The 23,107-nt window shown below is 74.5% G+C and carries 24 protein-coding genes; 10 read left to right on the forward strand and 14 right to left on the reverse strand.

Annotation, left to right across the window (positions count from 1 at the left end):
- Window positions 1-5: 5 nt before the first annotated feature.
- The 4 genes from ACZ7RU_RS17695 to ACZ7RU_RS17710 all read left to right on the forward strand — a co-directional run bounded on the left by ACZ7RU_RS17695 (window position 6) and on the right by ACZ7RU_RS17710 (window position 3,621).
- Entirely contained in the window at window positions 6-992 is a 987-nt protein-coding gene (locus ACZ7RU_RS17695) for an ABC transporter ATP-binding protein (protein ID WP_470341836.1), read from the forward strand.
- Window positions 976-1,875 (forward strand): ABC transporter permease, encoded by a 900-nt coding sequence (locus tag ACZ7RU_RS17700; RefSeq protein WP_470341837.1) that lies wholly within the window; start codon window positions 976-978, stop codon window positions 1,873-1,875. The genes ACZ7RU_RS17695 and ACZ7RU_RS17700 overlap by 17 nt, the downstream gene beginning before the upstream one ends.
- Window positions 1,876-1,907: 32 nt before the next feature.
- Window positions 1,908-2,825: an ABC transporter ATP-binding protein gene (locus tag ACZ7RU_RS17705; RefSeq protein ID WP_470341838.1), complete on the forward strand. Its 918-nt coding sequence runs from the start codon at window positions 1,908-1,910 to the stop codon at window positions 2,823-2,825.
- Between the two features lie 79 nt (window positions 2,826-2,904).
- Window positions 2,905-3,621, forward strand: a complete 717-nt coding sequence (locus tag ACZ7RU_RS17710; RefSeq protein ID WP_470341839.1) for an ABC transporter permease — start codon at window positions 2,905-2,907, stop codon at window positions 3,619-3,621.
- 90 nt (window positions 3,622-3,711) lie between these two features.
- Here the strand turns inward: ACZ7RU_RS17710 and ACZ7RU_RS17715 are convergent, their stop codons facing one another.
- The 11 genes from ACZ7RU_RS17715 to ACZ7RU_RS17765 all read right to left on the reverse strand — a co-directional run bounded on the left by ACZ7RU_RS17715 (window position 3,712) and on the right by ACZ7RU_RS17765 (window position 16,036).
- Entirely contained in the window at window positions 3,712-4,953 is a 1,242-nt protein-coding gene (locus tag ACZ7RU_RS17715; RefSeq protein ID WP_470341840.1) for a CynX/NimT family MFS transporter, read from the reverse strand.
- 63 nt (window positions 4,954-5,016) lie between these two features.
- Window positions 5,017-5,739, reverse strand: a complete 723-nt coding sequence (locus tag ACZ7RU_RS17720; RefSeq protein WP_470341841.1) for a FadR/GntR family transcriptional regulator — start codon at window positions 5,737-5,739, stop codon at window positions 5,017-5,019.
- Between the two features lie 153 nt (window positions 5,740-5,892).
- On the reverse strand, window positions 5,893-6,738 hold the full coding sequence (locus tag ACZ7RU_RS17725; RefSeq protein ID WP_470341842.1) for an HAD family hydrolase: 846 nt from the start codon (window positions 6,736-6,738) through the stop codon (window positions 5,893-5,895).
- Between the two features lie 52 nt (window positions 6,739-6,790).
- Window positions 6,791-8,065: a serine--tRNA ligase gene (serS, locus tag ACZ7RU_RS17730; protein ID WP_470341843.1), complete on the reverse strand. Its 1,275-nt coding sequence runs from the start codon at window positions 8,063-8,065 to the stop codon at window positions 6,791-6,793.
- A 508-nt stretch (window positions 8,066-8,573) separates the two neighbouring features.
- Window positions 8,574-9,509, reverse strand: a complete 936-nt coding sequence (pheA, locus tag ACZ7RU_RS17735; protein ID WP_470341844.1) for a prephenate dehydratase — start codon at window positions 9,507-9,509, stop codon at window positions 8,574-8,576.
- Window positions 9,510-9,639: 130 nt separating this feature from the next.
- Window positions 9,640-10,977 carry an iron uptake transporter deferrochelatase/peroxidase subunit gene (gene efeB / locus ACZ7RU_RS17740; RefSeq protein ID WP_470341845.1) on the reverse strand — a complete coding sequence of 446 codons (1,338 nt, stop codon included), beginning with the start codon at window positions 10,975-10,977 and terminating at the stop codon, window positions 9,640-9,642.
- Window positions 10,974-13,007, reverse strand: coding sequence for a copper resistance CopC/CopD family protein (locus tag ACZ7RU_RS17745; RefSeq protein WP_470341846.1), 2,034 nt, complete (start codon window positions 13,005-13,007; stop codon window positions 10,974-10,976). The genes efeB and ACZ7RU_RS17745 overlap by 4 nt, the downstream gene beginning before the upstream one ends.
- 13 nt (window positions 13,008-13,020) lie before the next feature.
- Window positions 13,021-13,533: a copper chaperone PCu(A)C gene (locus ACZ7RU_RS17750; protein WP_470341847.1), complete on the reverse strand. Its 513-nt coding sequence runs from the start codon at window positions 13,531-13,533 to the stop codon at window positions 13,021-13,023.
- Entirely contained in the window at window positions 13,530-14,198 is a 669-nt protein-coding gene (locus ACZ7RU_RS17755; RefSeq protein WP_470341848.1) for an SCO family protein, read from the reverse strand. Before ACZ7RU_RS17755 ends, ACZ7RU_RS17750 begins: the two co-directional genes overlap by 4 nt.
- A 79-nt stretch (window positions 14,199-14,277) precedes the next feature.
- Window positions 14,278-15,027: a YcnI family copper-binding membrane protein gene (locus tag ACZ7RU_RS17760; RefSeq protein WP_470341849.1), complete on the reverse strand. Its 750-nt coding sequence runs from the start codon at window positions 15,025-15,027 to the stop codon at window positions 14,278-14,280.
- Window positions 15,028-15,211: 184 nt separating this feature from the next.
- Window positions 15,212-16,036, reverse strand: a complete 825-nt coding sequence (locus ACZ7RU_RS17765) for a hypothetical protein (protein ID WP_470341850.1) — start codon at window positions 16,034-16,036, stop codon at window positions 15,212-15,214.
- Between the two features lie 230 nt (window positions 16,037-16,266).
- Here ACZ7RU_RS17765 and ACZ7RU_RS17770 point away from each other — a divergent pair, with 230 nt between their 5' ends.
- The 3 genes from ACZ7RU_RS17770 to ACZ7RU_RS17780 all read left to right on the forward strand — a co-directional run bounded on the left by ACZ7RU_RS17770 (window position 16,267) and on the right by ACZ7RU_RS17780 (window position 18,539).
- Complete coding sequence (locus ACZ7RU_RS17770; RefSeq protein WP_470341851.1) at window positions 16,267-16,902, forward strand: ATP-binding protein; 636 nt, start codon at window positions 16,267-16,269, stop codon at window positions 16,900-16,902.
- Between the two features lie 83 nt (window positions 16,903-16,985).
- Window positions 16,986-17,207, forward strand: a complete 222-nt coding sequence (locus tag ACZ7RU_RS17775) for a hypothetical protein (protein ID WP_470341852.1) — start codon at window positions 16,986-16,988, stop codon at window positions 17,205-17,207.
- Window positions 17,208-17,228: 21 nt separating this feature from the next.
- Window positions 17,229-18,539 carry an amidase gene (locus ACZ7RU_RS17780; protein WP_470341853.1) on the forward strand — a complete coding sequence of 437 codons (1,311 nt, stop codon included), beginning with the start codon at window positions 17,229-17,231 and terminating at the stop codon, window positions 18,537-18,539.
- On the opposite strand, the gene ACZ7RU_RS17785 is transcribed toward ACZ7RU_RS17780, so the two are convergent.
- A complete protein-coding gene (locus tag ACZ7RU_RS17785; protein ID WP_470341854.1) occupies window positions 18,536-19,177 on the reverse strand; it encodes a TetR/AcrR family transcriptional regulator in 642 nt (213 codons plus the stop codon). The two genes, ACZ7RU_RS17780 and ACZ7RU_RS17785, sit on opposite strands and share 4 nt — an antisense overlap.
- Before the next feature lie 153 nt (window positions 19,178-19,330).
- On the opposite strand from ACZ7RU_RS17785, the gene ACZ7RU_RS17790 reads away from it, so the two are divergent.
- Complete coding sequence (locus tag ACZ7RU_RS17790) at window positions 19,331-20,197, forward strand: alpha/beta hydrolase (protein ID WP_470341855.1); 867 nt, start codon at window positions 19,331-19,333, stop codon at window positions 20,195-20,197.
- On the forward strand, window positions 20,194-20,811 hold the full coding sequence (locus tag ACZ7RU_RS17795) for a TIGR03086 family metal-binding protein (protein WP_470341856.1): 618 nt from the start codon (window positions 20,194-20,196) through the stop codon (window positions 20,809-20,811). Before ACZ7RU_RS17790 ends, ACZ7RU_RS17795 begins: the two co-directional genes overlap by 4 nt.
- Window positions 20,812-20,815: 4 nt before the next feature.
- On the opposite strand, the gene ACZ7RU_RS17800 is transcribed toward ACZ7RU_RS17795, so the two are convergent.
- Window positions 20,816-20,977 (reverse strand): hypothetical protein, encoded by a 162-nt coding sequence (locus ACZ7RU_RS17800; RefSeq protein WP_470341857.1) that lies wholly within the window; start codon window positions 20,975-20,977, stop codon window positions 20,816-20,818.
- Window positions 20,978-21,180: 203 nt separating this feature from the next.
- On the opposite strand from ACZ7RU_RS17800, the gene ACZ7RU_RS17805 reads away from it, so the two are divergent.
- Window positions 21,181-22,002, forward strand: coding sequence for a protein phosphatase 2C domain-containing protein (locus ACZ7RU_RS17805; RefSeq protein WP_470341858.1), 822 nt, complete (start codon window positions 21,181-21,183; stop codon window positions 22,000-22,002).
- A gap of 84 nt (window positions 22,003-22,086) precedes the next feature.
- On the opposite strand, the gene ACZ7RU_RS17810 is transcribed toward ACZ7RU_RS17805, so the two are convergent.
- A complete protein-coding gene (locus ACZ7RU_RS17810) occupies window positions 22,087-23,046 on the reverse strand; it encodes a pirin family protein (protein ID WP_470341859.1) in 960 nt (319 codons plus the stop codon).
- Window positions 23,047-23,107 lie beyond the last annotated feature (61 nt).

The following is a 23,107-nucleotide window of genomic DNA, read 5'->3' on the forward strand; positions in this document are numbered from 1 at the left end:
TGGGCGTGTCCACAGCTGTCATCAAGACGGACGGCCTCACCAAGAGGTTTCCCCGTGTCACCGCCCTCGACCAACTGACCGTCGAGGTGCGGCCGGGCGTGGTCGGTCTGGTCGGAGCCAACGGCGCGGGCAAGTCCACCCTGATCAAGATCCTGCTCGGGCTAGCCCCGGCGACCTCCGGCCGGGGCGAGGTCCTCGGTCTGGACGTCGCCACCCGGGGCTCCGAGATCCGCGCGCAGGTCGGCTACATGCCCGAGCACGACTGCCTGCCCCCGGACGTCTCCGCGACCGAGTTCGTGGTGCACATGGCGCGGATGGCGGGCCTGCCCGCCACCGCCGCCCGTGAGCGCACCGCGGACACCCTGCGGCACGTCGGCCTGTACGAGGAGCGCTACCGTCCGATGGGCGGCTACTCGACCGGCATGAAGCAGCGGGTCAAGCTCGCCCAGGCGCTGGTGCACGACCCGAAGCTGGTGCTGCTGGACGAGCCGACCAACGGCCTCGACCCGGCCGGCCGGGACGAGATGCTGGGGCTGATCCGCCGGGTGCACACCGACTTCGGCATCTCGGTGCTGGTCACCACCCACCTGCTCGGCGAGCTGGAGCGGACCTGCGACCACCTGGTCGTGATCGACGGCGGCAAGCTGCTGCGCTCCTCCTCCACCGCCTCCTTCACCGAGGCGACGGCCGTCCTCGCGGTCGAGGTCGGCGACCACCCGGAGGACCACCTCCTGGAGCCGGGCCCGGCGGTCCGCGAGCGGCTCGCCGCGGCCGGCCTGTCCGTCCAGTCCGAGGGCTCGCACCAGCTGCTGGTCCGGCTGGCCGACGAGTCGACGTACGACACCATCCGCGACGCCGTCGCCGGACTCGGCCTCGGCCTGGTCCGGCTGGAGCAGCGCCGCCACCGGGTGGCCGAGATCTTCACCGACTCCGAGGACACCGAGCAGAGCGAGCAGAGCAGGGGAGGGACGAAGGATGCCGCTGCCTCCTGAGACCAGGTCCGCCGACACCGGCGTCATCCACGACATCGGCTACCGCGGCTACACCGGGCCCCGGCTCGGCCGCTCGTACGCCACCCGCGCGCTCTTCACCCAGAGCCTGCGCGCCGCGTACGGCCTCGGCCGCTCCGGCAAGTCCAAGGTGCTGCCGATGCTGGTGCTGGGCGTGATCACCGTGCCCGCGCTGGTCATGGTGGCGCTCTCGGTCGTGATGAAGCGCGAGGAGCTGCCGGTCGAGTACGCCGGCTACCTCTCCATGCTCAGCCTGGTGGTCTCGGTCTTCCTCGCCTCCCAGGCGCCGGTGCTGCTCTCCCGGGACCTGCGCTACCAGACCGTGCCGCTCTACTTCTCCCGCCCGATCACCCGCACCGACTACGTCCGGGCCAAGTTCGGCGCCATGTTCTGCGCCCAACTGCTGCTGATGGCAGCCCCGCTGCTGGTGCTGTACATCGGTGCGCTGCTCGGCGGGATGGACTTCGCGCACAACACCGGGCACTTCCTGTACGGGCTGGTCGCGGCCGTGCTGTACGCCCTGGTGCCGACCTCGGTGGCCCTGGTGATCGCGGCCGCCACCCCCCGACGGGGCTTCGGGGTGGCCGCGATCATGGGCTACCTGGCGGTCAGCGCCGCGCTGGGAGCCGCCGCGGTCGGGATCAGCAACCCCGGCACGACCGGCTCCGACTCCGCGCAGTGGATGTCGCTGATCTCGCCCACCGACCTGGTGGAGTCGCTGGTCAACGAGCTGTTCGGGCTCGGTGAGGGCCTGGACCGCCGGCACGCGCCGGGCGGCCTCGGGCTGGCGGTGTTCGCGCTCGTCGCGGTGGCCATGGTGGTCGGCTCGTACCGGCTGCTGCTCCGCCGCTACCGCAGCGTCTGATTCAACCGCAGTGTCTGAGAGAGGGACGCAGCATGGCCACCATCAGCATCGACAAGGTCTCCCGCTGGTTCGGGAACGTGGTCGCGGTCAACGACATCACCATGGCCATCGGCCCGGGCATCACCGGCCTGCTCGGTCCCAACGGCGCGGGCAAGTCCACGCTCATCCACATGATGAGCGGCTTCCTGGCCCCCTCCAGCGGCTCGGTGACCCTGGACGGCGCGCCGATCTGGCGCAACCAGCAGGTGTACCGGCAGATCGGTCTGGTGCCCGAGCGGGAGTCGATGTACGACTACCTGACCGGCTGGGAGTTCGTCCTCGCCAACGCCGAACTGCACGGCCTGCCCCAGCCGGGCGCCGCCGCCCGCCGGGCGCTGGACCTGGTGGAGATGGCCTACGCCAAGGACCGCCGCACCGGCACCTACTCCAAGGGCATGAAGCAGCGGGTCAAGATGGCCTCCGCCCTGGTCCACGACCCGTCCGTGCTGCTGCTCGACGAGCCCTTCAACGGCATGGACCCGCGCCAGCGGCTCCAGCTGATGGACCTGCTGCGCCGCTTCGGCGCGGACGGCCGGACCGTGCTGTTCTCCTCCCACATCCTGGAGGAGGTCGAGCAGCTGGCCCGGCACATCGAGGTGGTGGTCGCCGGACGGCACGCGGCCTCGGGCGACTTCCGCAGGATCCGCCGACTGATGACCGACCGCCCGCACCGCTACCTGGTCCGCTCCAGCGACGACCGCCGGCTCGCCGCCGCGCTCATCGCGGACGGCTCCACCAGCGGCATCGAGGTGGACGAGCGGGACCGCGCGCTGCGGATCGAGGCGGTGAACTTCCAGGGCTTCACCACCCTGCTGCCCCGGGTCGCCCGGGAGGCCGGCATCCGGCTGTACACCGTCTCCCCGGCGGACGAATCGCTGGAGAGCGTCTTCTCGTACCTGGTGTCCGCGTGAGCGCCGCCGCCAGGACCGCTGTCGTCCAGCACGTCCGGGACATCGCCCGGGACACCGCCCAGGAAGGGACCGACCGACCATGAACCCCACCGTCGCCAGGCTGACGCTGCGCGGGCTGCTGGGCCGCCGCCGCGGCCTGCTGCTGCTGGTGGTCCCGGCCCTGCTGGTGATCGTCGCGGCCATCGCGAGCGTGTCCAGCGCCGACCCGCACGACACGGCCGGCAACGTCCTCGGCGCCCTCGGCCTCGGCACCCTGGTCCCGATCCTCGGGCTGGTGGTCGGCACCGGGGTGATCGCCAACGAGATCGACGACGGCTCGATCGTCTACCTGCTCGCCAAGCCGCTGCCCCGGTGGCGGATCGTGACCACCAAGCTGGTCGTCGCGATCGGCGTCACCTGGCTGTTCTCGGTCGTCCCGACGCTGCTGGCCGGGCTGCTGCTGGTCGGCACCCAGGACGGCGTGGCGCTCGGCTACACGGTGGCGGTGCTGGTCGCCGGAGCCGCGTACAGCGCGCTGTTCCTGCTGCTCGGCGTCGTCACCCGGCACGCGGTGGTGGCCGGGCTGGCGTACGCCCTGATCTGGGAGTCGACGATCGGCAACTTCGTCGAGGGCGCCCGGACGCTGAGCATCCAGCAGTGGGGCCGCTCGGTGGCCGAGGCGGTCGCGGGGGAGAACGCGATCAGCTCCGACGTCTCGCTCGGGGCGGCCGTGCCGCTGCTGCTGGTGGTCACCGTCGCGGCGACGGTGTTCGCCTCGGTGAAGCTGGCCGGGATGACCCTCGCCGGCGAGGAGTGAGCCGGGTACGGCGCTGAGTCCTTTACGGCCGTGGGCCCCGGACACCCTCAGGTGTCCGGGGCCCACGGCCGTGCCCTCGCGGCGAGCGGTTCAGAGCGTCCGGTTGCGGCCCGCGCCCCAGCCGGCCACGCCGACCACCAGGGCCAGCACCAGCATCAGCACCAGGGTGGCCTCCCACCCGCCGGTCAGCTGGTGCAGCGCACCGGCGCCGACCGGGCCGGCCGCCGCGACCAGGTACCCGATCGCCTGCGACATCCCGCCCAGCTGGGCGGCGCCGCCCACGGTGCGGGTGCGCAGCACGATGAACGCCAGCCCCAGGCCCAGCGAACCGCCCTGCGCCACCCCGAGGATGGTCGCCGACGCCCACGCGGCGGAGACCGGCGCGACCAGCAGCAGCGCGATGCCCAGCCCGTTCAGGGCGGCCATGGTCACCGCCAGTGCGCGCTGGCTGGTCATCCGGCCGGCCATCAGCGGCACCAGGAAGGCGCCCGCCACCTGCACCAGGTTGGAGAAGGCGAAGACCAGACCGGCCTCGCCGCGGTCCATGCCGTGGTCGGCCAGGATGGTCGGCATCCACGCGACCAGGGTGTAGACCAGCAGCGACGAGATGCCCATGAAGAGGCTGATCTGCCAGGCCAGCGGGGACTTCCAGAGGCCCTCGATCGGCTTGCCCGGCGCGCCGGCCGCGGCCACCGTCCCCTGCCGCTCCTGCCGGGAGCGCAGCACCTGCGGCAGCCAGGCCACCGCCGCGACCAGCGCGAGCAGCGACCAGGCGCCGAGCGAGGCCCGCCAGCCGCCGCCGAGCGCGTGCTCCAGCGGGACGGAGGTGCCGGCCGCCAGGGTGGCGCCGACCAGCATGGTGGTCGAGTAGACGCCGGTCATGGTGGCCGCGCGGTCCGGGAACTCGCGCTTCACCAGGCCCGGCATCGACACGTTCAGCACCGCGATCGCCACGCCGATCACCACGCAGCCCGCGTACAGGGCCGCCACCGAGGGCAGCACCCGCAGCAGCACGCCCGCGCCCAGCACCAGCACCGCGCCGAGCACCACCCGCTCGACGCCGAAGCGGCGGGTCAGCCGGGGGGTGAGCGGGGCGCCGACGCCCTGGAAGAGCACCGGGACGGTGGTGATCAGCCCGGCCGCGGTGGCGGACAGGCCGAAGGTCCGCTGGATCTCGCCGACCATCGGGGAGACCGCCGCGAGGCAGGCGCGCATGTTCAGCGCGACCAGCACGATGCCGGTCAGCAGCAGGAGGGGATGGGCCAGCCGGGTGCGGACGGGGAGCGGGGCGGGAGTGGTGACAACCGGCTGCTGGGCACGGGTGACGGCCATGGGTGTGCTGTTCTTTCGTGAAGGTGCGTGGATGCGGACGGCGGAACGGAGGCTCGCGCCGTCCTACTTCCGGGCCGCGATGGCCGCGAGCAGCTGCTCGACGGCCGCGGTCGGGCCGGCGAGCAGCGCACGACACGCCGCCTCCGCCCGGTCCGGGTCACCGCTCTCGATCACGTCGACCAGCGCCTCGTGGGTGGCGACGACCGCCTCGGGCATGTCGTGGTCGCCGAAGGCCGAGGTCATCGCCTCGCGTACGGAAGCGCCGAAGTAGCGGTACACCTCGGCCAGCGCGGGGTTGTGCGCGGCCTCGACGACGGCGGTGTGGAACTCCAGGTCGTGCTCGACGGTGGCCTCACGGCTCGCCCGCTCGGGGTGGGCCGCGAACACCTCGGCCTCACGGGCCAGCGCGGCGCGCATCCGCCGGATGTCCTCGGGGGTGTGCCGCAGCGCGGCCAGCCGGGCGCCCTCGGTCTCCAGCGCCGCACGGACCTCCAGGACGTCCCGGATGCCGGAGCGCTGGACGCCGCGCAGCACGGACGCCGGGTCGCTGGTGGAGCGGACGAACGTCCCCTCGCCCTGCCGGGAGACCAGCATGCCGGCGTGCGCCAGCACCCGGATCGCCTCCCGCACGGTGTTCCGTCCGACCTGCAACTGCTCGGCCAGCTCGTGCTCGGTGGGGATCCGCGACCCGACCGGCCACGTCCCGCCCGCGAGCTGCTCCCGCAACTGTTCGATCGCGGTGTCCACCAGGGAGCGCCGTCCGGCCGCCTGCAAACCGCCGCTCATGCCGGACCTCCCTCTCCACCGCACCCGTCGTAGCCACCGGTCGTCGGTCATCCTACAACCGCTTGTCCGGTCATCCTACAACCCACCCGTGAACAGGCCGTGAACACCGATCGGGCCGCTCGGACGGCCGGGCCGGCGCCTGCGCAGGAGGCGTCAGTGCCGCGGGTAGAGCCGCTCCAGGACCATGGCGACGCCGTCCTCGTCGTTGCTGCCGGTGACGGCGTCGGCGACGGCGAGCAGCTCCTCGTGGGCGTTGGCCATGGCGACGCCGTGGGCCGCCCAGCCGAACATCGGGACGTCGTTGGGCATGTCGCCGAAGGCGATGGTGTCGGCGCCGCGGACGCCCAGCCGGCGGGCGGCGACGGCCAGCCCGGTGGCCTTGGACAGGCCGAGCGGCAGCAGCTCGACCACGCCGGCGCCGGCCATCACCACGCCGACCAGGTCGCCGGCGGCACGGCGGGCGGCCTCGGCGAGGGCGTCGTCGGTGAGGGCGTGGTGCTGGATGTACAGCTTGCTGAGCGGGGCGTCGAACAGTCCGGCCCGCTCGACCCGGACGACCGGCAGGTCGGAGCCGATCCGTAGCTCGTAGCCGGGCCCGGCCAGCACCTGGCCGTCGAGGCCGTCCTGGTTGGCGGCGATGGCCAGCGGGCCGGTCTCGGCCTCGATCTTCTCGATCGCGAGCGCGGCGAGCCGCCGGTCCAGGGTGAGCGAGGTGAGCAGCCTGTGCGCGCCGGCGTCGTACACCTGGGCGCCCTGGCCGCAGACCGCTATCCCGGTGTAGCCGATCTCGTCGAAGACCGGGCGGGCCCAGACCGCCGAGCGCCCGGTGACGATGATGTGCAGCGCGCCCGCGCCGGTGGCCGCGGCCAGGGCGGCGCGGGTGCGCTCGGAGACGGTCTCCCCGCTGGTGAGCAGGGTGCCGTCGAGGTCGGTGGCGACCAGCCGGTAGGGCAGGTCGCCACCGTCGGGGGAGCCGTGGCTGGGGCTGATGGTGCTCATGGGCCGTACGTCTCCCGGGAGTTGCAGGTGGTGCTGGGTGGTGCGGACCGGGTTACTTGACCGGCTCGAGGACGGTCCGCCCGCCGAGGTACGGCCGCAGCGCCTCGGGCACGACGACCGAGCCGTCGGCCTGCTGGTGGTTCTCCAGGATCGCCACGATGGTGCGCGGGACGGCGACCAGGGTGCCGTTCAGGGTCGCGAGCGGGCGGGTCTTGCCCTCCTCGCGCATCCGGATCGACAGCCGGCGGGCCTGGTACTCGGTGGTGTTGGAGGTCGAGGTGACCTCGCGGTACTTGCCCTGGGTGGGGATCCACGCCTCGATGTCGAACTTGCGCGCGGCCGAGGCGCCGAGGTCGCCGGAGGCGACGTCGATCACCCGGTACGGCAGCTCCAGCGCGTTGAGGAAGTCCTTCTCCCACTGGAGCAGGCGGCGGTGCTCGTTCTCGGCGTCCTCGGGAGTGGTGTAGACGAACATCTCCACCTTCTCGAACTGGTGGACGCGGATGATGCCCCGGGTGTCCTTGCCGTAGGTGCCGGCCTCGCGGCGGAAGCAGGACGAGTAGCCGGCGTAGCGCAGCGGCAGCTTGTCGGCGTCGAGGATCTCGTCCATGTGGTACGCCGCGAGCGGGACCTCGCTGGTGCCGACCAGGTACCTGTCGTCCTCGGCCAGGTGGTAGACGTTCTCGGCGGCCTGACCGAGGAAGCCGGTGCCGTCCATGGCGGCCGGGCGGACCAGGGTCGGGGTGATCATCGGGACGAAGCCGGCCGCGGTGGCCTGGGCGATCGCCATGTTGACCAGGGCGAGCTCCAGCAGCGCGCCGACGCCGGTCAGGTAGTAGGACCGGGCACCGGCGACCTTGGCGCCGCGCTCGGTGTCGATCGCGCCGAGGATCTGGCCGAGCTCGACGTGGTCGCGGGGCTCGAAGCCCTCGGCGGCGAAGTCGCGCGGGGTCCCGATCTCCTCGAGGGTGACGAAGTCCTCCTCGCCGCCGACCGGGGCGGCCGGGTCGATGAGGTTCGCCAGCGAGCGGAGCAGGCGGTCGGCCTCCTCCTTGGCCGCGCTCTGCTCGGCGTCGGCGGCCTTGACCTCGGCGGCGAGGTCCTTGGTGCGCTGGAGCAGGGCGGCCTTCTCGTCGCCCTTGGCCTGGGCGACCTGCTTCCCGAGCACCCGCTGCTCGTTGCGCAGTTCGTCGAAGCGGCTGCCCGAGGACCGGCGCCGTTCGTCGGCGGAGAGGAGGGCGTCGACCAGGTCGACGTCCTCGCCACGGACGCGCTGCGAGGCGCGCACTCGGTCAGGGTCCTCACGGAGCAGGCGAAGGTCAATCACAGGCCCTAGCGTACCGGGCGGCCGTTCCTCCACCGGTACCGCTTTTCCCCTGGGGATAACTCGGCCGAGCCTGTGGATAACTTCTGGGGGGAACTCCGCGGCGGCGGGTTATCCACAGGCCTGGCCCCGGGCCTGTGGATCAAAGGGGAGGATCGCCTTCCGCGTGAACGAACCAGGGAAATGAGGTTTCAAACCTCAATCAACCTTCTCGAGTGAGGGAATTGAACCACTCAGACGGGTGATTTGCTGGCAACCGGGTGACTCTGGTCCGATTGGTCATCTCTGCGACGCAAACCGATGATCCGACCTGTTCTGGGCAATGGCTATACCGGTTTGTCGACTCGTCCCCAGCCCTGTGGATAACTCCGGCCTTGTGGACAGCGACAGGGCCTGTGGACAGCGGGGTCGCCGCCCGGGGCGCCTGTGGACGACGGGGGAGGTTGCCCGACCGCCCTGATCGGCCCGGTCCGAAACGATCGGAAAAGGTCCGAAAGACAAAAGATGGAGCTCAGATGTCGGCGCGGCCGTCGAGTGCGCGGGAGAGCCAGTCCGCCGCCGAGGTGAAATCCTGGTCCGAGGTCCCCGGCCGCCGGTGGGCGGTCGGCTGCCGGTCGGCGCGCGGATAGGAGCCGAGGTAGCGCACCTGCGGGCAGATCCGCTTGAGGCCCATCATCGCCTCGCCGACCCGGCGCTCGGACAGGTGGCCCTCGCAGTCGATCAGGAAGCAGTAGCTGCCCATGCCCTCGCCGGTCGGGCGGGACTCGATCCGCATCAGGTTGACCCCGCGCACCGCGAACTCCTGGAGCAGCTCCAGCAGCGCACCCGGGTGGTCGTCCGGCAGCCAGACCACCATCGAGGTCTTGTCCGCGCCGGTCGGCGAGGAGACCCGCCCCGGGCGGCCGACCAGCACGAAGCGGGTCGCCGCGCTCTTCGCGTCCGCGATCTCCTTGACCAGCGGCTCCAGCCCGTAGATCGGCGCCGCGAACTCGCCCGCGAACGCGCCGTCGTAGCGGCCCTCGGCGACCAGCCGGGCGCCGTCCGCGTTGGAGGCGGCCGACTCCCACTTCGCCTCCGGCAGGTTCGCCGCCAGCCAGCGCCGCACCTGCGGCTGGGCCACCGGGTGGCTGGTCACCGTCTTGATCCCGGACAGCTCGGTGCCCGGCCGCACCAGCAGCGCGAAGGTGATCGGCAGCAGCACCTCACGGTAGATCATCAGCGGTGCGCCGGAGGCGAGTTCGTCGTTGGTCGCGGTGACCGCGCCCTCCACCGAGTTCTCGATCGGGACGAACGCCCCGGCCGCCTCCCCGCCGCGCACCGCGTCCAGCGCCAGCGCCACCGAGGACAGCGGCACCAGCTCCCGGGTCGCCGCCTCGGGCAGGGTGTGCAGGGCCGCCTCGGTGAACGTGCCGGCCGGTCCGAGGTAGGTGTAGCGGGTGGCCGACATGACGCCTCCGGGGGATCTCGGGTGCTGCGCGGGCGGGTTGTGCCGAAGCAGTCACCCTAACGAGTCCGCGGCCCCGGCAGGAAAGCGTTCCAGCAACCGGGACCGCGGCGGTGGAGTCCGGGAGACGGGCCTACCCCTCCAACAACCGCTGGCCGAGGTAGCCGCCGGGCGGTGTGCCCGGCGGCAGCGCGTACAGGCCGCCGGCCTCGTGCCGCAGGAAGCGGGAGAGGCCGTCGCCCCGGGAGAGCTTGCGCTGCACCGGGGTGAAGCCCCGGCGCGGGTCGGCCTGGAAGGCGAGGAAGAGCAGCCCGGCGTCCGGCGAGCCGTCCGGCAGCAGCCCGTCGTGGTACGAGAAGCCGCGCCGCAGCATCGCCGCCCCGCCGTTGGCCGCCGGGGCGGCGACCCGGATGTGCGCGTCGGCGGGGATCGCCAGGGTGCCGTCCGGGCCCTGCGCGGAGAGGTCGACCGGGGACCGCTCGCCGGCCCCGGCGGGCGCGCCGAGCGGGGCGCCGTCCGACTTGCGCCGCCCGATCACCCGCTCCTGCCGGTCCACCGGCAGCGCCTCCCAGTGGTCCAGCAGCATCCGGATCCGCCGGAACACCAGGTACGAGCCGCCGGCCAGCCAGGCCGGCTGGTCGCCGCCGGCGGCGCAGAACACCTTGGCGGCGAAGCCCTCCTCGTCCGGCCTGGGGTTGTTGGTGCCGTCGATCTGGCCCATCAGGTTGCGCCCGGTCACCGGCCGCCCGGCGGCGCCGGGGGTGCGGGCGAAGCCGGCCGACTGCCAGCGCAGCGCCGCCGTACCGGCCGCCAGCCGCTGGAGCACCCGCAGGGCGTGCACCGCGACCAGGGCGTCGTCCGCGCCGATCTGGACGAACAGGTCGCCGTCGCCGCGGGCCGGGTCGAGCGCGTCGCCGGGGAAGGCGGGCAGCGGTTCGAGTCCGGGCGGGCGGCGGTCGGCCAGCCCGGCCTTGTCGAACAGCGTGGCGCCGAAGCCGACCGTGACGGTCAGCGAGCAGGGCCCGGCGTCCAGCGCGACCTGGTTGTCGAACTCCTCGGCCGGCTCCCCGGCGGTCAGCCGCTCGGCCGCCTTCGTCCAGCGCTGCAACAGGGTGCGCAGCCCGTCCCGGCCGACGCCCTCGGCCAGGTCGAAGGCGGCCAGCTGGACCCTGGCCTGCGCCGGGTCGGTGATCCCGGCCTGGTGCTCGCCGTGGAACGGCACCCGGGCCGTGCCCAGTGCCCCGCCGGCCGGGCCCGCCGCGGGCGCCGCCCGACCGGGCCGCCCGTCCAGGGCGACCGCCCCGGCGACGCCCGCGCCGGCGCCGGCCAGCAGCCCGGCCCCGGCGGTGCCGAGCAGCGCCCGCCGGGTGAAGCCCCCGGGGCCCGCCGACGCGTGCTCCACCGAGGCGTGGCCGGGCGACTCGTGGCCCGCCGACTCGTGGCCCGTCGAAACGTCCGTCACTCCGCTCATCCGATCTTGAACTGCTGGGTCGGGGTGGTCTGGTCGATGTCGGAGGAGCGCACCTGCACCGACACCACCCAGTTGCCCGCCAGCGGCAGCTGCGCGGTGCCGGTCCAGCGGCCGGTGCCCTCCGGGGTGAGCGCGACCGGCAGCGGGCCGAGGTCGCGGTCCGGCAGGGTGAAGGCGAGCTGCACCTCGGGGACGTCCACCGGCTGCCCGTCCGCGCCGTCCAGCGCGAGCCGCACCTCGTTCGGCCCGGTCCGGGCCGGGTTGAGGGTGACGGTCGCGGTGCCCTTGGCGTTCGGCGTCCGGCCCTTGGTGTCGTACGGGAGCTTGAGCTCGACGGTGCGGCCCGGCTCGGTCTGCGGCGCCGCCCCCGCCCCGGCCCCGCCGACGCCCGGAGCGGCGGCCGCCCCGGCCCTGATCTCGCCCGCCACCCGCCCGGGCGGGGAGTTGGTGAGCATCGTGGTGACCACCAGCACCGCCACCGCGACCAGCGCCTCGACCAGCACCGAGCGGCGCAGCCCGGCCCGGGTCGGGGTCAGCCCGCGGTCGCGTCCGGCGCTCTGCCGGGCGGCCCGCTGGCGCTCCAGCTGCGCCTGCCGGACCGGGTCCCCGTCGTGGGCCGCCACGGCGACCGGCTCCGGCAGTTCGGCCGGGGCGACCTCCTCCGCCTCGGCCGGGGCCGAGCGCAGCCTGGCCAGCCAGGAGCGGGAGATCCAGGCGACGCCGAGCATCGCGACCACGCAGCCGCTCTTCACCAGCAGCAGCCGCCCGTACTCGGTGCCGGTCAGCGCGCCCCAGCTGCCCAGGCCGCGCCAGGACTGGTAGAGCCCGGTGGCGGCCAGCACGGCCACCGAGCCGAAGGCGATCTTCGAGAAGCGGTCCACCACCTCGGCGCCGACGCCCTCGCGCAGGGCGACCAGCAGCGCGGCCAGTCCGCCCAGCCAGAGCGCCATGGCGAGCAGGTGCAGGATGCCGAGCGGCAGCGCCAGCCAGACCTGGATGCCCACCGAGGCGTGGTCGGCGCCGACCCAGGTCGCCGAGAGGGCGACGGCCAGCACCAGCCCGGCCACGCCGAGGCCGAGCCGGACCTCGCGCTGCGGCCGTTCGGCGGCCCGCTGCTCCAGCTCGCGCAGCTCGGCCGCCTCGGCGTCCTCCTCGGACGCCACCGGGCCGTCGGAGCCGGGCGCCTCCTCGTCCCGTGGCTCCGGGACGGCCGACCGCGGCGGCTGCCCCAGCTGTCCGACCAGCAGCGACAGGAACACCCCGCCCGCCGCGAGCAGCAGCAGCCGGGCGGCCAGCGCGGTGCCGATCCGCTCGTCCAGCGTGGCGCGGATCAGCGACAGGTCGAAGGCCTGCCCCACCCCCGAGCCGCGCTCGTACGGGCCGCGCAGCATCAGCACCGCGACGGTGGAGACCAGCAGCGCCGTCCAGCCGGTCATCAGCAGCCGCTGCACCCGGCGCCGGGCGGTGCCGGCCGGCCAGCAGATCAGCACGAAGGCGGCGACGCCGGCCAGCAGGGCGAAGGCGGTGTACGCGACGGTGCGGCCGGTGCCGTAGAGGGCGGCGACCAGGCCGTCGGCGTCGGCGCCCTGGAGCGCGGTGGCCGACACCGAGGTGTCCGAGGGCGCGCCGATCGAGAAGGTGAACGCCCCGCCGACCGGGTGCGAGTCGTCCGAGACGGCCCGCCAGGCCACCGTGTACGTGCCGTTGGCCAGCCCGCTCCGCAGCCCGACCCGGGCGGTGTTGCCCTTGCCGTCGGCGTGCGCCGGGTCGCCGGTGTCCACGGCCTTGCCGGCCGGGTCGAGCACCCGGACGGAGTCGCCGGAGAGCGAGACGGACTCGCTGAAGGTCAGCGTCACCGCCTGCGGGGCGGTGGCGACCACCGAGTTCTGCCGCGGGTCGGTGGAATCCAGGACGGCGTGCGCGGAGGCCGGCCCGGCGCCCGCGAGCATCAGCGCGAGCAGGGCGCCGAGCACTCCGAGGACCCCGGCGGTCCGGCGGTGGGTGGCCTTCTCCAGGCCGACGGACTGCATGGTGGCTGGTCCCCTAACTCTGGTCGGGGCGGTAGGTGAGCTCCTTGACCGGCACCTTGACGGAGATGGTGCCGGACTTGGCGAAGGTGAGGTCGAGCTCCAACTCGTCGCCGAGGACCGGGGCCTTCCGCCACCCCATGATCATGAGGTGGTTGCCGCCGCGGGCGAGCTGCAGGGCGCCGTGCGCGGGGACCTCCAGGCTGTCCACCTGCTTCATCGTCGACTCGGTCGAGCGGTGCATGGTGACCGACTCGGCGGCCGGGCTGGTCACCTTGAGCAGCTGGTCCTGCCCGCCGTCGTTGCGGACCGTCAGGTAGCCGGCCGCCATGCCGCCGGCCGGGGGCAGCGGAATGTAGGGGGCGGCGACGCTGAGCCGGGCCGGGCCGCCGCCGGCGTCCCGGCCGCCGGTGCCGTCACCCGTCCCGCAGGCGGCCAGGATGGCGCCGCCGCCCAGGGCGGTCGCGACGACGGCGCCGAGCAGGGCGCTGCGGCGGAAGCGGCGGGTTCCGGTCTGCGCCGGGGTCACGCCGCGACCCCCTTGGCGAGCAGCGGCAGGTCGTGCTCGTAGGTCTTCTCCTCGGTGCCGCTCATGTAGAGCACGTGCGCCTTGTCGTCCGAGGGGAGGAAGGCCAGCACCTGCGCGCCGTGGGTGGAGGTGACCGTGCCGTCCGCGTTGACCACCGGGTCCTCGATCATGATGCCGAGCGACTTGGCGGCGGTCTTCACCTTGGCCAGGTCCCCGGTGAGGCCTATGAAGTCGCTGCCCATCGAGTCCAGCCAGGTGCGCAGCACCTTGGGGGTGTCACGCTGCGGGTCGGTGGAGACGAAGACGACGTTGAGCTTCTGCCGGTCCTCGGGGGAGAGCGCCTTCATCGCGACGCCGATGTCGCCCATGGTGGTCGGGCAGACGTCCGGGCAGCTGGTGTAGCCGAAGAACAGCAGGGTGGCCTTGCCGTTGGTCTGCTGGCGAAGGTCGAAGGGCCGGCCGGAGGTATCGGTCAGCTGGAGGTCCGGCTTCTCGAAGTTCTTGGCGAGCTTGGTGCCCTGGTACGGGGTGTCCTCCTTCTGCCGGGTGACCTTGGCGGCGGTGGAGTCGCCGCCGGAGGAGCCGCAGGCGGAGAGCGTCAGGGCGGCGGCCAGCGCGAGGGCGGCGGCGCCGGCCAGCCGGGTGGTGCGGGTGGTGCGGGGCATGGGAGTTTCCGATCGTGCGGGGTGGGACCGCCGGCGGGGCCGCGCCCGGTGGACGGGCGCGGCTCCGCCGGCGCGGGGGTCAGGAGGCGGCGCCGCCGCTCCTGCGGCGCAGGCCGAGCACGCCGACGGCGGTGCCGATCACGCCGACCACGATGCCGACCACGCCCAGGGTGCGGGCGGTGGAGTCGCCGGACTTGGCGTCGTCGGAGGCGGCGGCGTGGTCGGAGCTGTCCCCGTGGGCGCCGGCGGCCGGGGAGGCGGTGACGCCGTGGGCGTCGCCCCCGGCGGCCTTGGTGAGCTTCAGGACGGGCGCGGGCTTGGCCGGCTCGGGCTGGCCGTCCTTGCTCTCGTCGATCCAGCGGGCGACGTCGCCGTTGTCGTAGGTCTGGAGCGTCTTGAAGACCAGGTTGTCGGTGTCGGTCGGCAGCGGGCCGAGCGAGACCCGGAACTCCTGGAACTGGCCGGGGGCGATCCTGGTGCCGGTGTCGGCGGTCCAGGTGATCTTGGAGACGGCCTCGGTGACGTCGTTGCCGTGCACCTTGATCGGCTTGTCGAGCTTGGCCTTCTCGACCGTGGCGGTCCAGCCCGGCAGCGGCAGGGTCCGGACCGAGGCCAGCGGGTGGTCCAGCGGGAGGTTGACCTCCAGCTTCACCGTGCCCGCCGAGTCGCTCTCGTTCGGCACCCGGAAGTCGACGGCCGTGTAGCCGCCCTGGGAGGCGGTGCCCGGGTTCACGGTGACGTGCGCGAAGGCGGGGCCGGCCAGCGCCACCACGGAGGCGGCGGCGGTGAGGGCGACGGCGGCGAGACGGCGGGCGGGAAGGGAACGCATGACGCGGGTCTCCGATCGGAGCTCGGCGGCGGCCGGTGCCGGGCGACGGACGTGAGCCGTGCCGCGGGGCCGCGCGCGGGGGGTGGGGGGCAGAGCCTGGGGCCGCCCCGGTGGTCGGGGGAACGGCCGGACGGTGCGCACACCGGGCACCCGGTACGGCCGGAGGGCCGCCAGGAGACGCCGGTCAGTACGCGAGGGCCCCGCACGGCGGGCCGCGCCGCACCACGCTGTGCCGCAGCACGGCACCCGCCGGGAGCGGGCTCTCCCCGCCCCGGGCCCCGAACCGGCGGGCCGGGCCGGCCACGCTGAACAGGCCGCGCAGCAGCGCGGCCACCAGCGCGAACGCCGTGCGCAGCGGCGCCGCCCAGTGCTCCCGGGCCGCCGTGGCGGCCACCCGCAGCAGCCGCCAGAGCGCCGCCTCGCCGCGCCGCAGCCACCAGCCCGCGACCAGCGCGGCGCCCAGGTGCCCGGCCAGCATCGACGGCGTCATGCCGAACAGGCCGGCCTGCCACCAGGGCGCGGCGGCGAACGCGTGCGGGTCCAGGCCCGCGGAGGAGACCAGCTGCTCCGGGGACGGGCCGCCGGGCAGGCCGACCAGCGTGCCGGGCCGGGCCTCGTTGCAGATCAGCCGGCCGGCCACCTGCGGCACGGTCAGCGGACCGGAGCCGCCGTGGTGCATGCCGGGCATCGAGCCGTCGAAGCCGCTGAAGCCGTGGAAGAGGCAGTGCAGTCCGAGCTGACCGGCGCCCAACGCCCCGGCGATGGCCGCCAGCGAACGCTCCCGCCCGCCGCAGACCGCCGCGAACGCCAGTACCGCCGCGAAGCCCAGCGCCAGCGCGGTCGGCGGCACGTTCCCGCCACCTGCCAGGGCGTGCCCGGCGGCCGCGATCAGGGTGCACACCAGCGCGAACGGGACCGCTCGGGCAAGCCGCAGGTCCCAGGCGGCGGACCCCACCGGCCGGGCCGGTCCTGGGGCGCCCGGGAGCGGGGCGGCGGCGAGGGCAGTCATGGCCGGGCCATCCTCTCATTGCGTACGCCACGGACACGGGCAGGGTGGGAAATCCCTACGAATGCCCCTTTCGGCCGCGGCGTGCGAGGGGGCGTACGTGTCGCCCGGCACAGACCCCGCCCCCCGGTCCATCCGCCGAACGGGCGGTAGCGGGCCCCGGGCACGGTTCACCCGGGAATCGCCCGGAGATACCTAGTTGTATGTGGAGCCGCAGCCAGGAGGGACCTCCCGTGGACATCTGGTGGACTCTGCACCTCAAGCGCGACCCGGCCAGCGTTCCGCTGGCCCGGCGCATCCTGCTCGGTGCGATGGCGACCGCGGGCGTCGACCCGCAGGTCGCGGACGACCTCGGCGTCGCCCTCACCGAGGCCTGCGCCAACGCCGTCGAGCACGGCGCCACCGGGCGGCCCGACGACGGCTTCCAGGTCACCGCCTCGATCTGCGGCGACCGGCTGCGGATCGAGGTCACCGACTCCGGCCCCGGCCTGCCCGCCCCCGCCGCGCCCGCCCGCCGCCCGGCCGCCCCGCCCCAGGCCCGTCCGGCCCTGCCCGGCCGCTCCCCGCGCCGCACCCGCGGCGGCCGCGCCACCGTCCCGGCCCGCGTCCTCGCCGCCCACCACCCCCGCCGCGACGGCCACCCGTACGACACCCACGTCCTGCCCAGCCGCCCCAGCGCCCCCACCCTGCGCCCGGTCGACCTGGACGCCCTCCCCGACCTCACCGCCGAATCCGGCCGCGGCCTCTTCCTCATCCACGCCCTCACCGACCACGTCCAGCTCCGCAACCACCCCCTGCGCGGGGCGATCGTCAGCTTCGACAAGATCCTCAAGTGGCGGGACGACGCCCTGCTGCGTGCGGCGTCCTGAGCGTCCCCGTCCCGGTCCGGCGGCCGCGGGCCCCGGTTGCCGGGGGTGGGAGGGGGTCGGACGATGGGGGGATGATGCACCAGATGCGAGCCGAGTACGGCGCCGGCGGTGCGGCCGCGGGGGTGCGGCTGTGGCACGTGGTCCGGGGTGAGGAGAGCGTCGCGATGTGCGGGCGGGAGCTCGATCCGGGGGCGCGGGTGCGGGCGGCGGTGGACTGGGGGAGGACCCCGGAGCTGTGCTGCCACACCTGCGGGGCGTACTTCCTGCGCGAGGCACCGTACTTGGCGGCCGAACACCGCCCCTGAGGCCGGTCTACCGTGACCGGTATGGAGAAACCCCTCGTCCGGCCCCGGCCGTTGACTGACGAGGCCGCCGGGCTGCGCGCCGGTGTGCCGGAACTGTCCGGGTACGTCGACCGGTTGTGCGCGCTGGTCGAGCGGGTGGACCCGCTGATCCACGCGTTCGTGCCGGAGCCCGGGCGGCACGGACGGCTGCGGGCGCAGGCGCGGGAGCTGGCCGCTCGGTACCCGGAGCCGGGCGGACGGCCGCCGCTGTACGGGGTGGCGGTGGGCGTCAAGGACATCGTGCACGTGGACGGGCTGCCCACGCACGGCGGGTCGGCGCTGCCGCCCGGGGTGCTGGCCGGGCCGCAGGCCGTGGTGGTGGACCGGCTGCGGGCGGCGGGGGCGCTGGTCGCGGGCAAGACGGTGACCGCCGAGTTCGCCGCGAGCGCCCCGGGCCCGACCCGCAACCCGCACCATCCCGGACACACCCCGGGCGGCTCCAGCAGCGGTTCGGCGGCGGCGGTGGCGGCCGGGCTGGTGCCGCTGGCGGTCGGCACCCAGACGGTCGGCTCGGTGGTCCGTCCGGCCGCGTACTGCGGGGTGGTGGGCTTCCGGCCGACGTACGGGCGGATCCCGATCGCCGGGGTGATCCCGAACGCGCCGAGCTTCGACACCCTCGGGATCTTCACCGCCGACCTGGCGGGCGCGGCCCTGGCGGCCCCGCTGCTCTGCGACGGCTGGCGGGCGGTGCGGGAGGGGTCGGACCCGCCCGTGCTCGGGGTGCCGGACGGGACGTACCTGGAGCGGGCCGAACCGGCCGCGCTGCGCGCCTTCGAGGAGCAGTTGGCACGGCTGGCGCGGGCCGGGTTCGCGGTGCGCCGGGTCGAGCTGTTCCCGGACTTCGCGGGGATCGTCCGGCAGTTGCAGACGGTCAACCGCTTCGAGCTGGCCCGGACCCACGCCGACTGGTTCGCCCGCTTCGGCGGGCTCTACCGGCCGGAGACGGTGGCGGGCATCCGGACCGGCCAGGGCGTGGCGGCCCAGGACCGGGCGGCCGCCCTGCGGTTCCGGGAGCGGCTGCGCGAGCGGGTGGCGGAGGCGGGCGCGGCGGCCGGGGTGGACCTGTGGCTGGCGCCCTCGGCGACCGGCGGGGCGCCGGAGGGCCTGCACAGCACCGGGGACGCGGTGATGTCGCTGCCGTGGAGCTTCCTCGGGCGGCCGGCCCTGAGCCTGCCGGCCGGGCGGACCCGGGAGGGGCTGCCGCTGGGGCTCCAGGTGGTCGGCGCGGAGGGCGGGGACGAGCGTCTGCTGGCCCAGGCCGCCCTCGTCGAAGGGGTTCTGACGGGACGTTAGGCGAGCGCCGGGTCCGCCGGGTCGGCGGCCTCGGCGCGCAGCAGGCGCAGCAGCAGGCGGCCGGCCCGCTCGTACGGGGCGTCCTCGTCGTGCAGCACGGCCTGGGAGTTGGCCGTCTCCAGGACCGCGATCAGGGCGAAGGCGAGGTCCCCGAGGTCGGTGTCGGGGCGTAGGGCGCCGGTGGACCGGGCGGCGTCGAGGGTCTCGACGACGGTGTCGAACCACTCCCGGGCGCAGTCGGCCAGGGCGTCCCGGACGGCGCCGGGACGGGCGTCGAACTCGGCGGTGACCTCGTAGAAGAAGCAGCCGCCGGGGAAGACCCGGGCGCGGGAGTAGGCGAGCCAGCCCTCGCAGAGGGCACGGGCCCGGGCGAGGCCGGGCGGGGTGTCGGCGACCGGGGTGACGACGGCGTCGGCGAAGATCCGGCGGGCGGCGCGGACGGTGGCCAGCTGGAGCTCCTCCTTGGAGCCGAAGCCGGCGAAGACGCCGCTCTTGCTGAGTCCGAGGTCGGTGGCGAGGCGGCCGATGGAGAGCGCGTCCAGGCCCTCGACGGAGGCGATCTCGACGGCGCGGCGCAGTACCGCCCGGCGGGTCTCCTCGCCGCGGAGGACCCGTCCGTCCGTGGTCGGTCCGGCCATCGTCCGCCCCTGTTCTGCTCGTCGTGGGTGCCGCCCAGGGTAGTGGGTACACCGTGGCGGGGCCGGAAATCCCCGGGAAACTGCACGAACGATCGTGCTAATATCTCGCCCCGAGTGAGGCGTGACAAGGAGCGCGGAGAGCAGGGAGACCCGATGGGCCCGACCCAGGCACTGATCCGTACGACCCTCGACCCCATGGCCCGGATCGCCCCCGGCCTGGCCGGGCGGGCCGCCTTCGAGCTGTTCATGCGCCCGCTGCGGCGCAGCCGGGTGCGCGACTCGGAGCGGGAGGTGCACGAGCGGGCGGTCACCGAACGGCTCGCCGTGGGCGGCAAGCCAGTGGTCGGCTACCGCTGGGGGAACGGCGAGCGGCCGGTCCTGCTGCTGCACGGCTGGCGCTCCCGGGCCTCCCGGTTCGCCCCGTACGTGCCCCGGTTGCAGGCGCTCGGGCTGAGCGCCGTCGCCTTCGACGCGCCGGGGCACGGCGACTCCGGCGGCCGGACCACCAGCGTGCCCGAGTACCGCGAGCTCGCGCTGCGGCTCCAGGACCGGTACGGCCCGTTCGAGGGCGTGGTGGCGCACTCGCTCGGTGGCTGCGCGGCCTTCGGGGCGCTGGCCGACGGCGTGCGGGCGGGGCGGCTGGCCGCCGTCTCCGGGGTGTCCCGGGTCGGCTTCTTCCCGGCCGCGTTCTGCGCCGGGCTCGGGTTGAGCGCCGAAGTGGAGCGGGCGCTGCGGGCGCGGATCGAACGGGAGCTGTTCGGCGGGGACGCCGGGGGCTGGGAGCGCTACGACGCGGCCCGCCAGGTCGAGGCGGTCGGCGGCCCGGTCCTGGTGGTGCACGACGAGGGCGACACCGTCGTCCCGTTGAGCGAGGCGCACCGGCTCCGCAGGGCGTACGGGGAGCGGTTGGACCTGGTGGTCACCCGGGGGCTCGGCCACCGCCGGATCATCGCCGAGCCGGCCGTCGTCGACCAGGTGATCGGATTCATCTCCTCCGGACTGGAGGCCGCTGCCGCATGAGGAGCACGATGATCGTCGAACTGCACGCACGGGCCATGGAGTTGGCCGTCCAGGTGGTGGACGGCGTACGGCCGGACCAGCTGGACCTGCCCACCCCCTGCGCCGGGTGGACGCTGCGCGGACTGCTGGAGCACTGCGTCGGCCAGCACCAGGGCTTCGCCGCGGCCGCCCGCGGCGCCGGGCCGGACCTGGCGCTGTTCGCGGACGCCCCGCTCGGCGCCGACCCGGCCGGCGCCTTCCGCCGCACCGGAGCCGACCTCACGGCGGCCTTCCGGGCGGCGGCCGGTGCGGACCGGCCGCTCTGGCTGCCCGAGATCCGCGACGGCGGGCCCTTCCCGTTCGCCGCGGCGGTGGGCTTCCACCTGCTGGACACCCTGGTGCACGGCTGGGACGTGGCCGCCGCGCTCGGCACCCGGGACGGGCTGGTCGCGGCGGTGGACGGCGACGACGCGCTGGCCACCGCGCTGCTGACGGTGGCCGAGGCCGTCCCGAGCACACCGGAGGCCAGGGCGCCCGGGCGGGCCTTCGGTCCGGGGCTCGAACCCGGCGGTGGCGAAGGCCGGTTGGCCCGCGCCCTGGCGCTGCTCGGCCGCGACCCGGCCTGGAAGCCGTAGCGGCTCAGGAGATCCGGGTGCTCCCGGTGCTCCCAGTGCTCCCGGTGCCCCGGGGGTCGGGGCCGCGCTGCTCGTCGGGGAAGCGCGGTCCGCCGATCAGGAAGAGCAGGAGGGCGGTCGGGAAGCCGAGCGAGGCGGCCAGCACCACGATGAACTGCCAGAACATCTTCCGCTCCTCGTCAGTCGCGGGAGGCCCGGACACCCGAAGGTGATCCCAAACCCGACCCGCTCCGATTGGCCGAATCGTCCGGTCACTGTCCGACGGTATGGCCGAATCACCCCCGCTGCCACCGGGCGCCGCGCCCCGGCCCGCGCCGCACCGGCGCACGGGTCTGGGCGCGGGCCGGGGGCGGCGGCCACACTGTCGGGATGCAGCTACAGCTCGCAGGGGAAGCACGGCGGCCCGACCGCGACAGCGAGGACTTCGCGGCGGCCTCGCCGGAGGCGCTGGTCCTGCTGGACGGCGCGAGCTCGCCGACCGGCCTGGAGTCCGGATGCCGGCACGGCACCGCCTGGTACGTGCGCCGGCTGGGCGTGCACCTGCTCGCCCGGCTCACCGACCGGCCGGACCGCTCGATCGCCGAGTGCCTGGCCGACGCCATCGTGGAGACGGCCGCGCTGCACGGCGGCCGCTGCGACCTGGCCCACCCCAACACTCCCGCCGCGATGGTCGTCGCGGCCCGGCGGCACGGCGGGTCACTGGAGTACCTGGTGCTCGGCGACTCCCTGCTGGTGCTGGAGCCCAGGGACGGCCCGCCGAAGGTGATCGGGGACAACCAGCGCTTCCCCGGCGGGGAGGCGCTGCGCCGGAAGGTCTGGCAGACCGTCCCCGGCTCGGCCGAGCGGGCCGCGCTGCACCTGGAGTACGCGCTGGCCGTGCGCGCCGCCCGCAACCGGGGCAACGGCCCGTGGATCGCCGCCGCCAGCCCGCGGGCGGCCGAGCACGCCGAGACCGGCTTCGTCCGACTGGACGGGCTGCACGCGCTGGCCGCCCTCACCGACGGCGCCTCGCGCTACACCGAGCGCTTCGGGCTGGGGAGTTGGGGCGACGTGCTGCGGCTGCTCGCCGAGTCGGGGCCGGGCGAGCTGATCGCCCAGGTCCGGGCGGTGGAGCGGGCCGACGCCGAGTGCGAGCGCTGGCCGCGCGGCAGGACGCACGACGACGCCTCGGCCCTCTACGCGCTGCTGTAGCGGACGCCGTCTCGACGAGGCGGGGAAGCGGGCGCGGGAGCGGCGGACCGGGCATCGGTCCGCCGTTCCCCGCGAGGACCGGTCTCAGCGGCCGGCGGCCGGGATGGTGCCGAGGCGGCCGGCCTGGAAGTCCTCCATGGCCTGCTGGAGTTCGCGGTGGCTGTTCATCACGAACGGGCCGTAGTGGGCGACGGGCTCACGGATCGGGAGGCCGCCGAGCAGGACCACCTCGAAGTTGTCGTCCCGGGAGTCCTGCTTCTCGTCGGCGCGGATGGTGAGGGAGTCGCCGTCGCCGAAGACGACGGCCTGGCCCCGGTGGAAGGGGCGGTGCTCGGTGCCGGCCGAGCCGTTGCCGGCGAGGCCGTAGGCGAGGGCGTTGAAGTCGGGGCGCCAGGGCAGGGTGATCTGGGCGCCGGGGCTGATCGAGGCGTGGATCATGGTGATCGGGGTGAAGGTGGTGCCGGGGCCCTGGTGGCCCCCCATCTCACCGGCGATGACCCGGAGCAGCGCGCCGCCGTCCTCGGTGCTGAGCAGCTTGACGCTGCCGCCGCGGATGTCCTGGTACTTCGGGGCGATCATCTTGTCCGAGGCGGGCAGGTTCACCCACAGCTGGAGGCCGTGGAACAGGCCGCCGGACCTCACCAGCGACTCCGGCGGGGTCTCGATGTGCAGCAGGCCGGAGCCGGCCGTCATCCACTGGGTGTCGCCGTCGGTGATGGTGCCGCCGCCGCCGTGCGAGTCCTGGTGGATGAACGTTCCGTCGATGATGTAGGTGACGGTCTCGAAGCCGCGGTGCGGGTGCCACGGGGTGCCCTTGGGCTCGCCGGCCGCGTAGTCCACCTCGCCCATCTGGTCCATCATGATGAACGGGTCGAGGTACTTCTGGTTGATCTTGGCGAAGGCGCGGCGGACGGGGAAGCCCTCGCCTTCGAAGCCCTCGGGAGCGGTGGCCACGGTGAGGACCGGCCGGGCGCTCGTGACGGCGGGGTCCGGCGTGGTGACGCGCGGAAGGGTCAGCGGGTTGTCGACGGTCACGGCGGGCATGTCGGCCTCCTTCGGGGGGTGTCTGGCCTACGTGCACGAGGTTAGTTCAATCCTCAACAAC

This window comes from Kitasatospora sp. NPDC114501, from assembly GCF_055633695.1.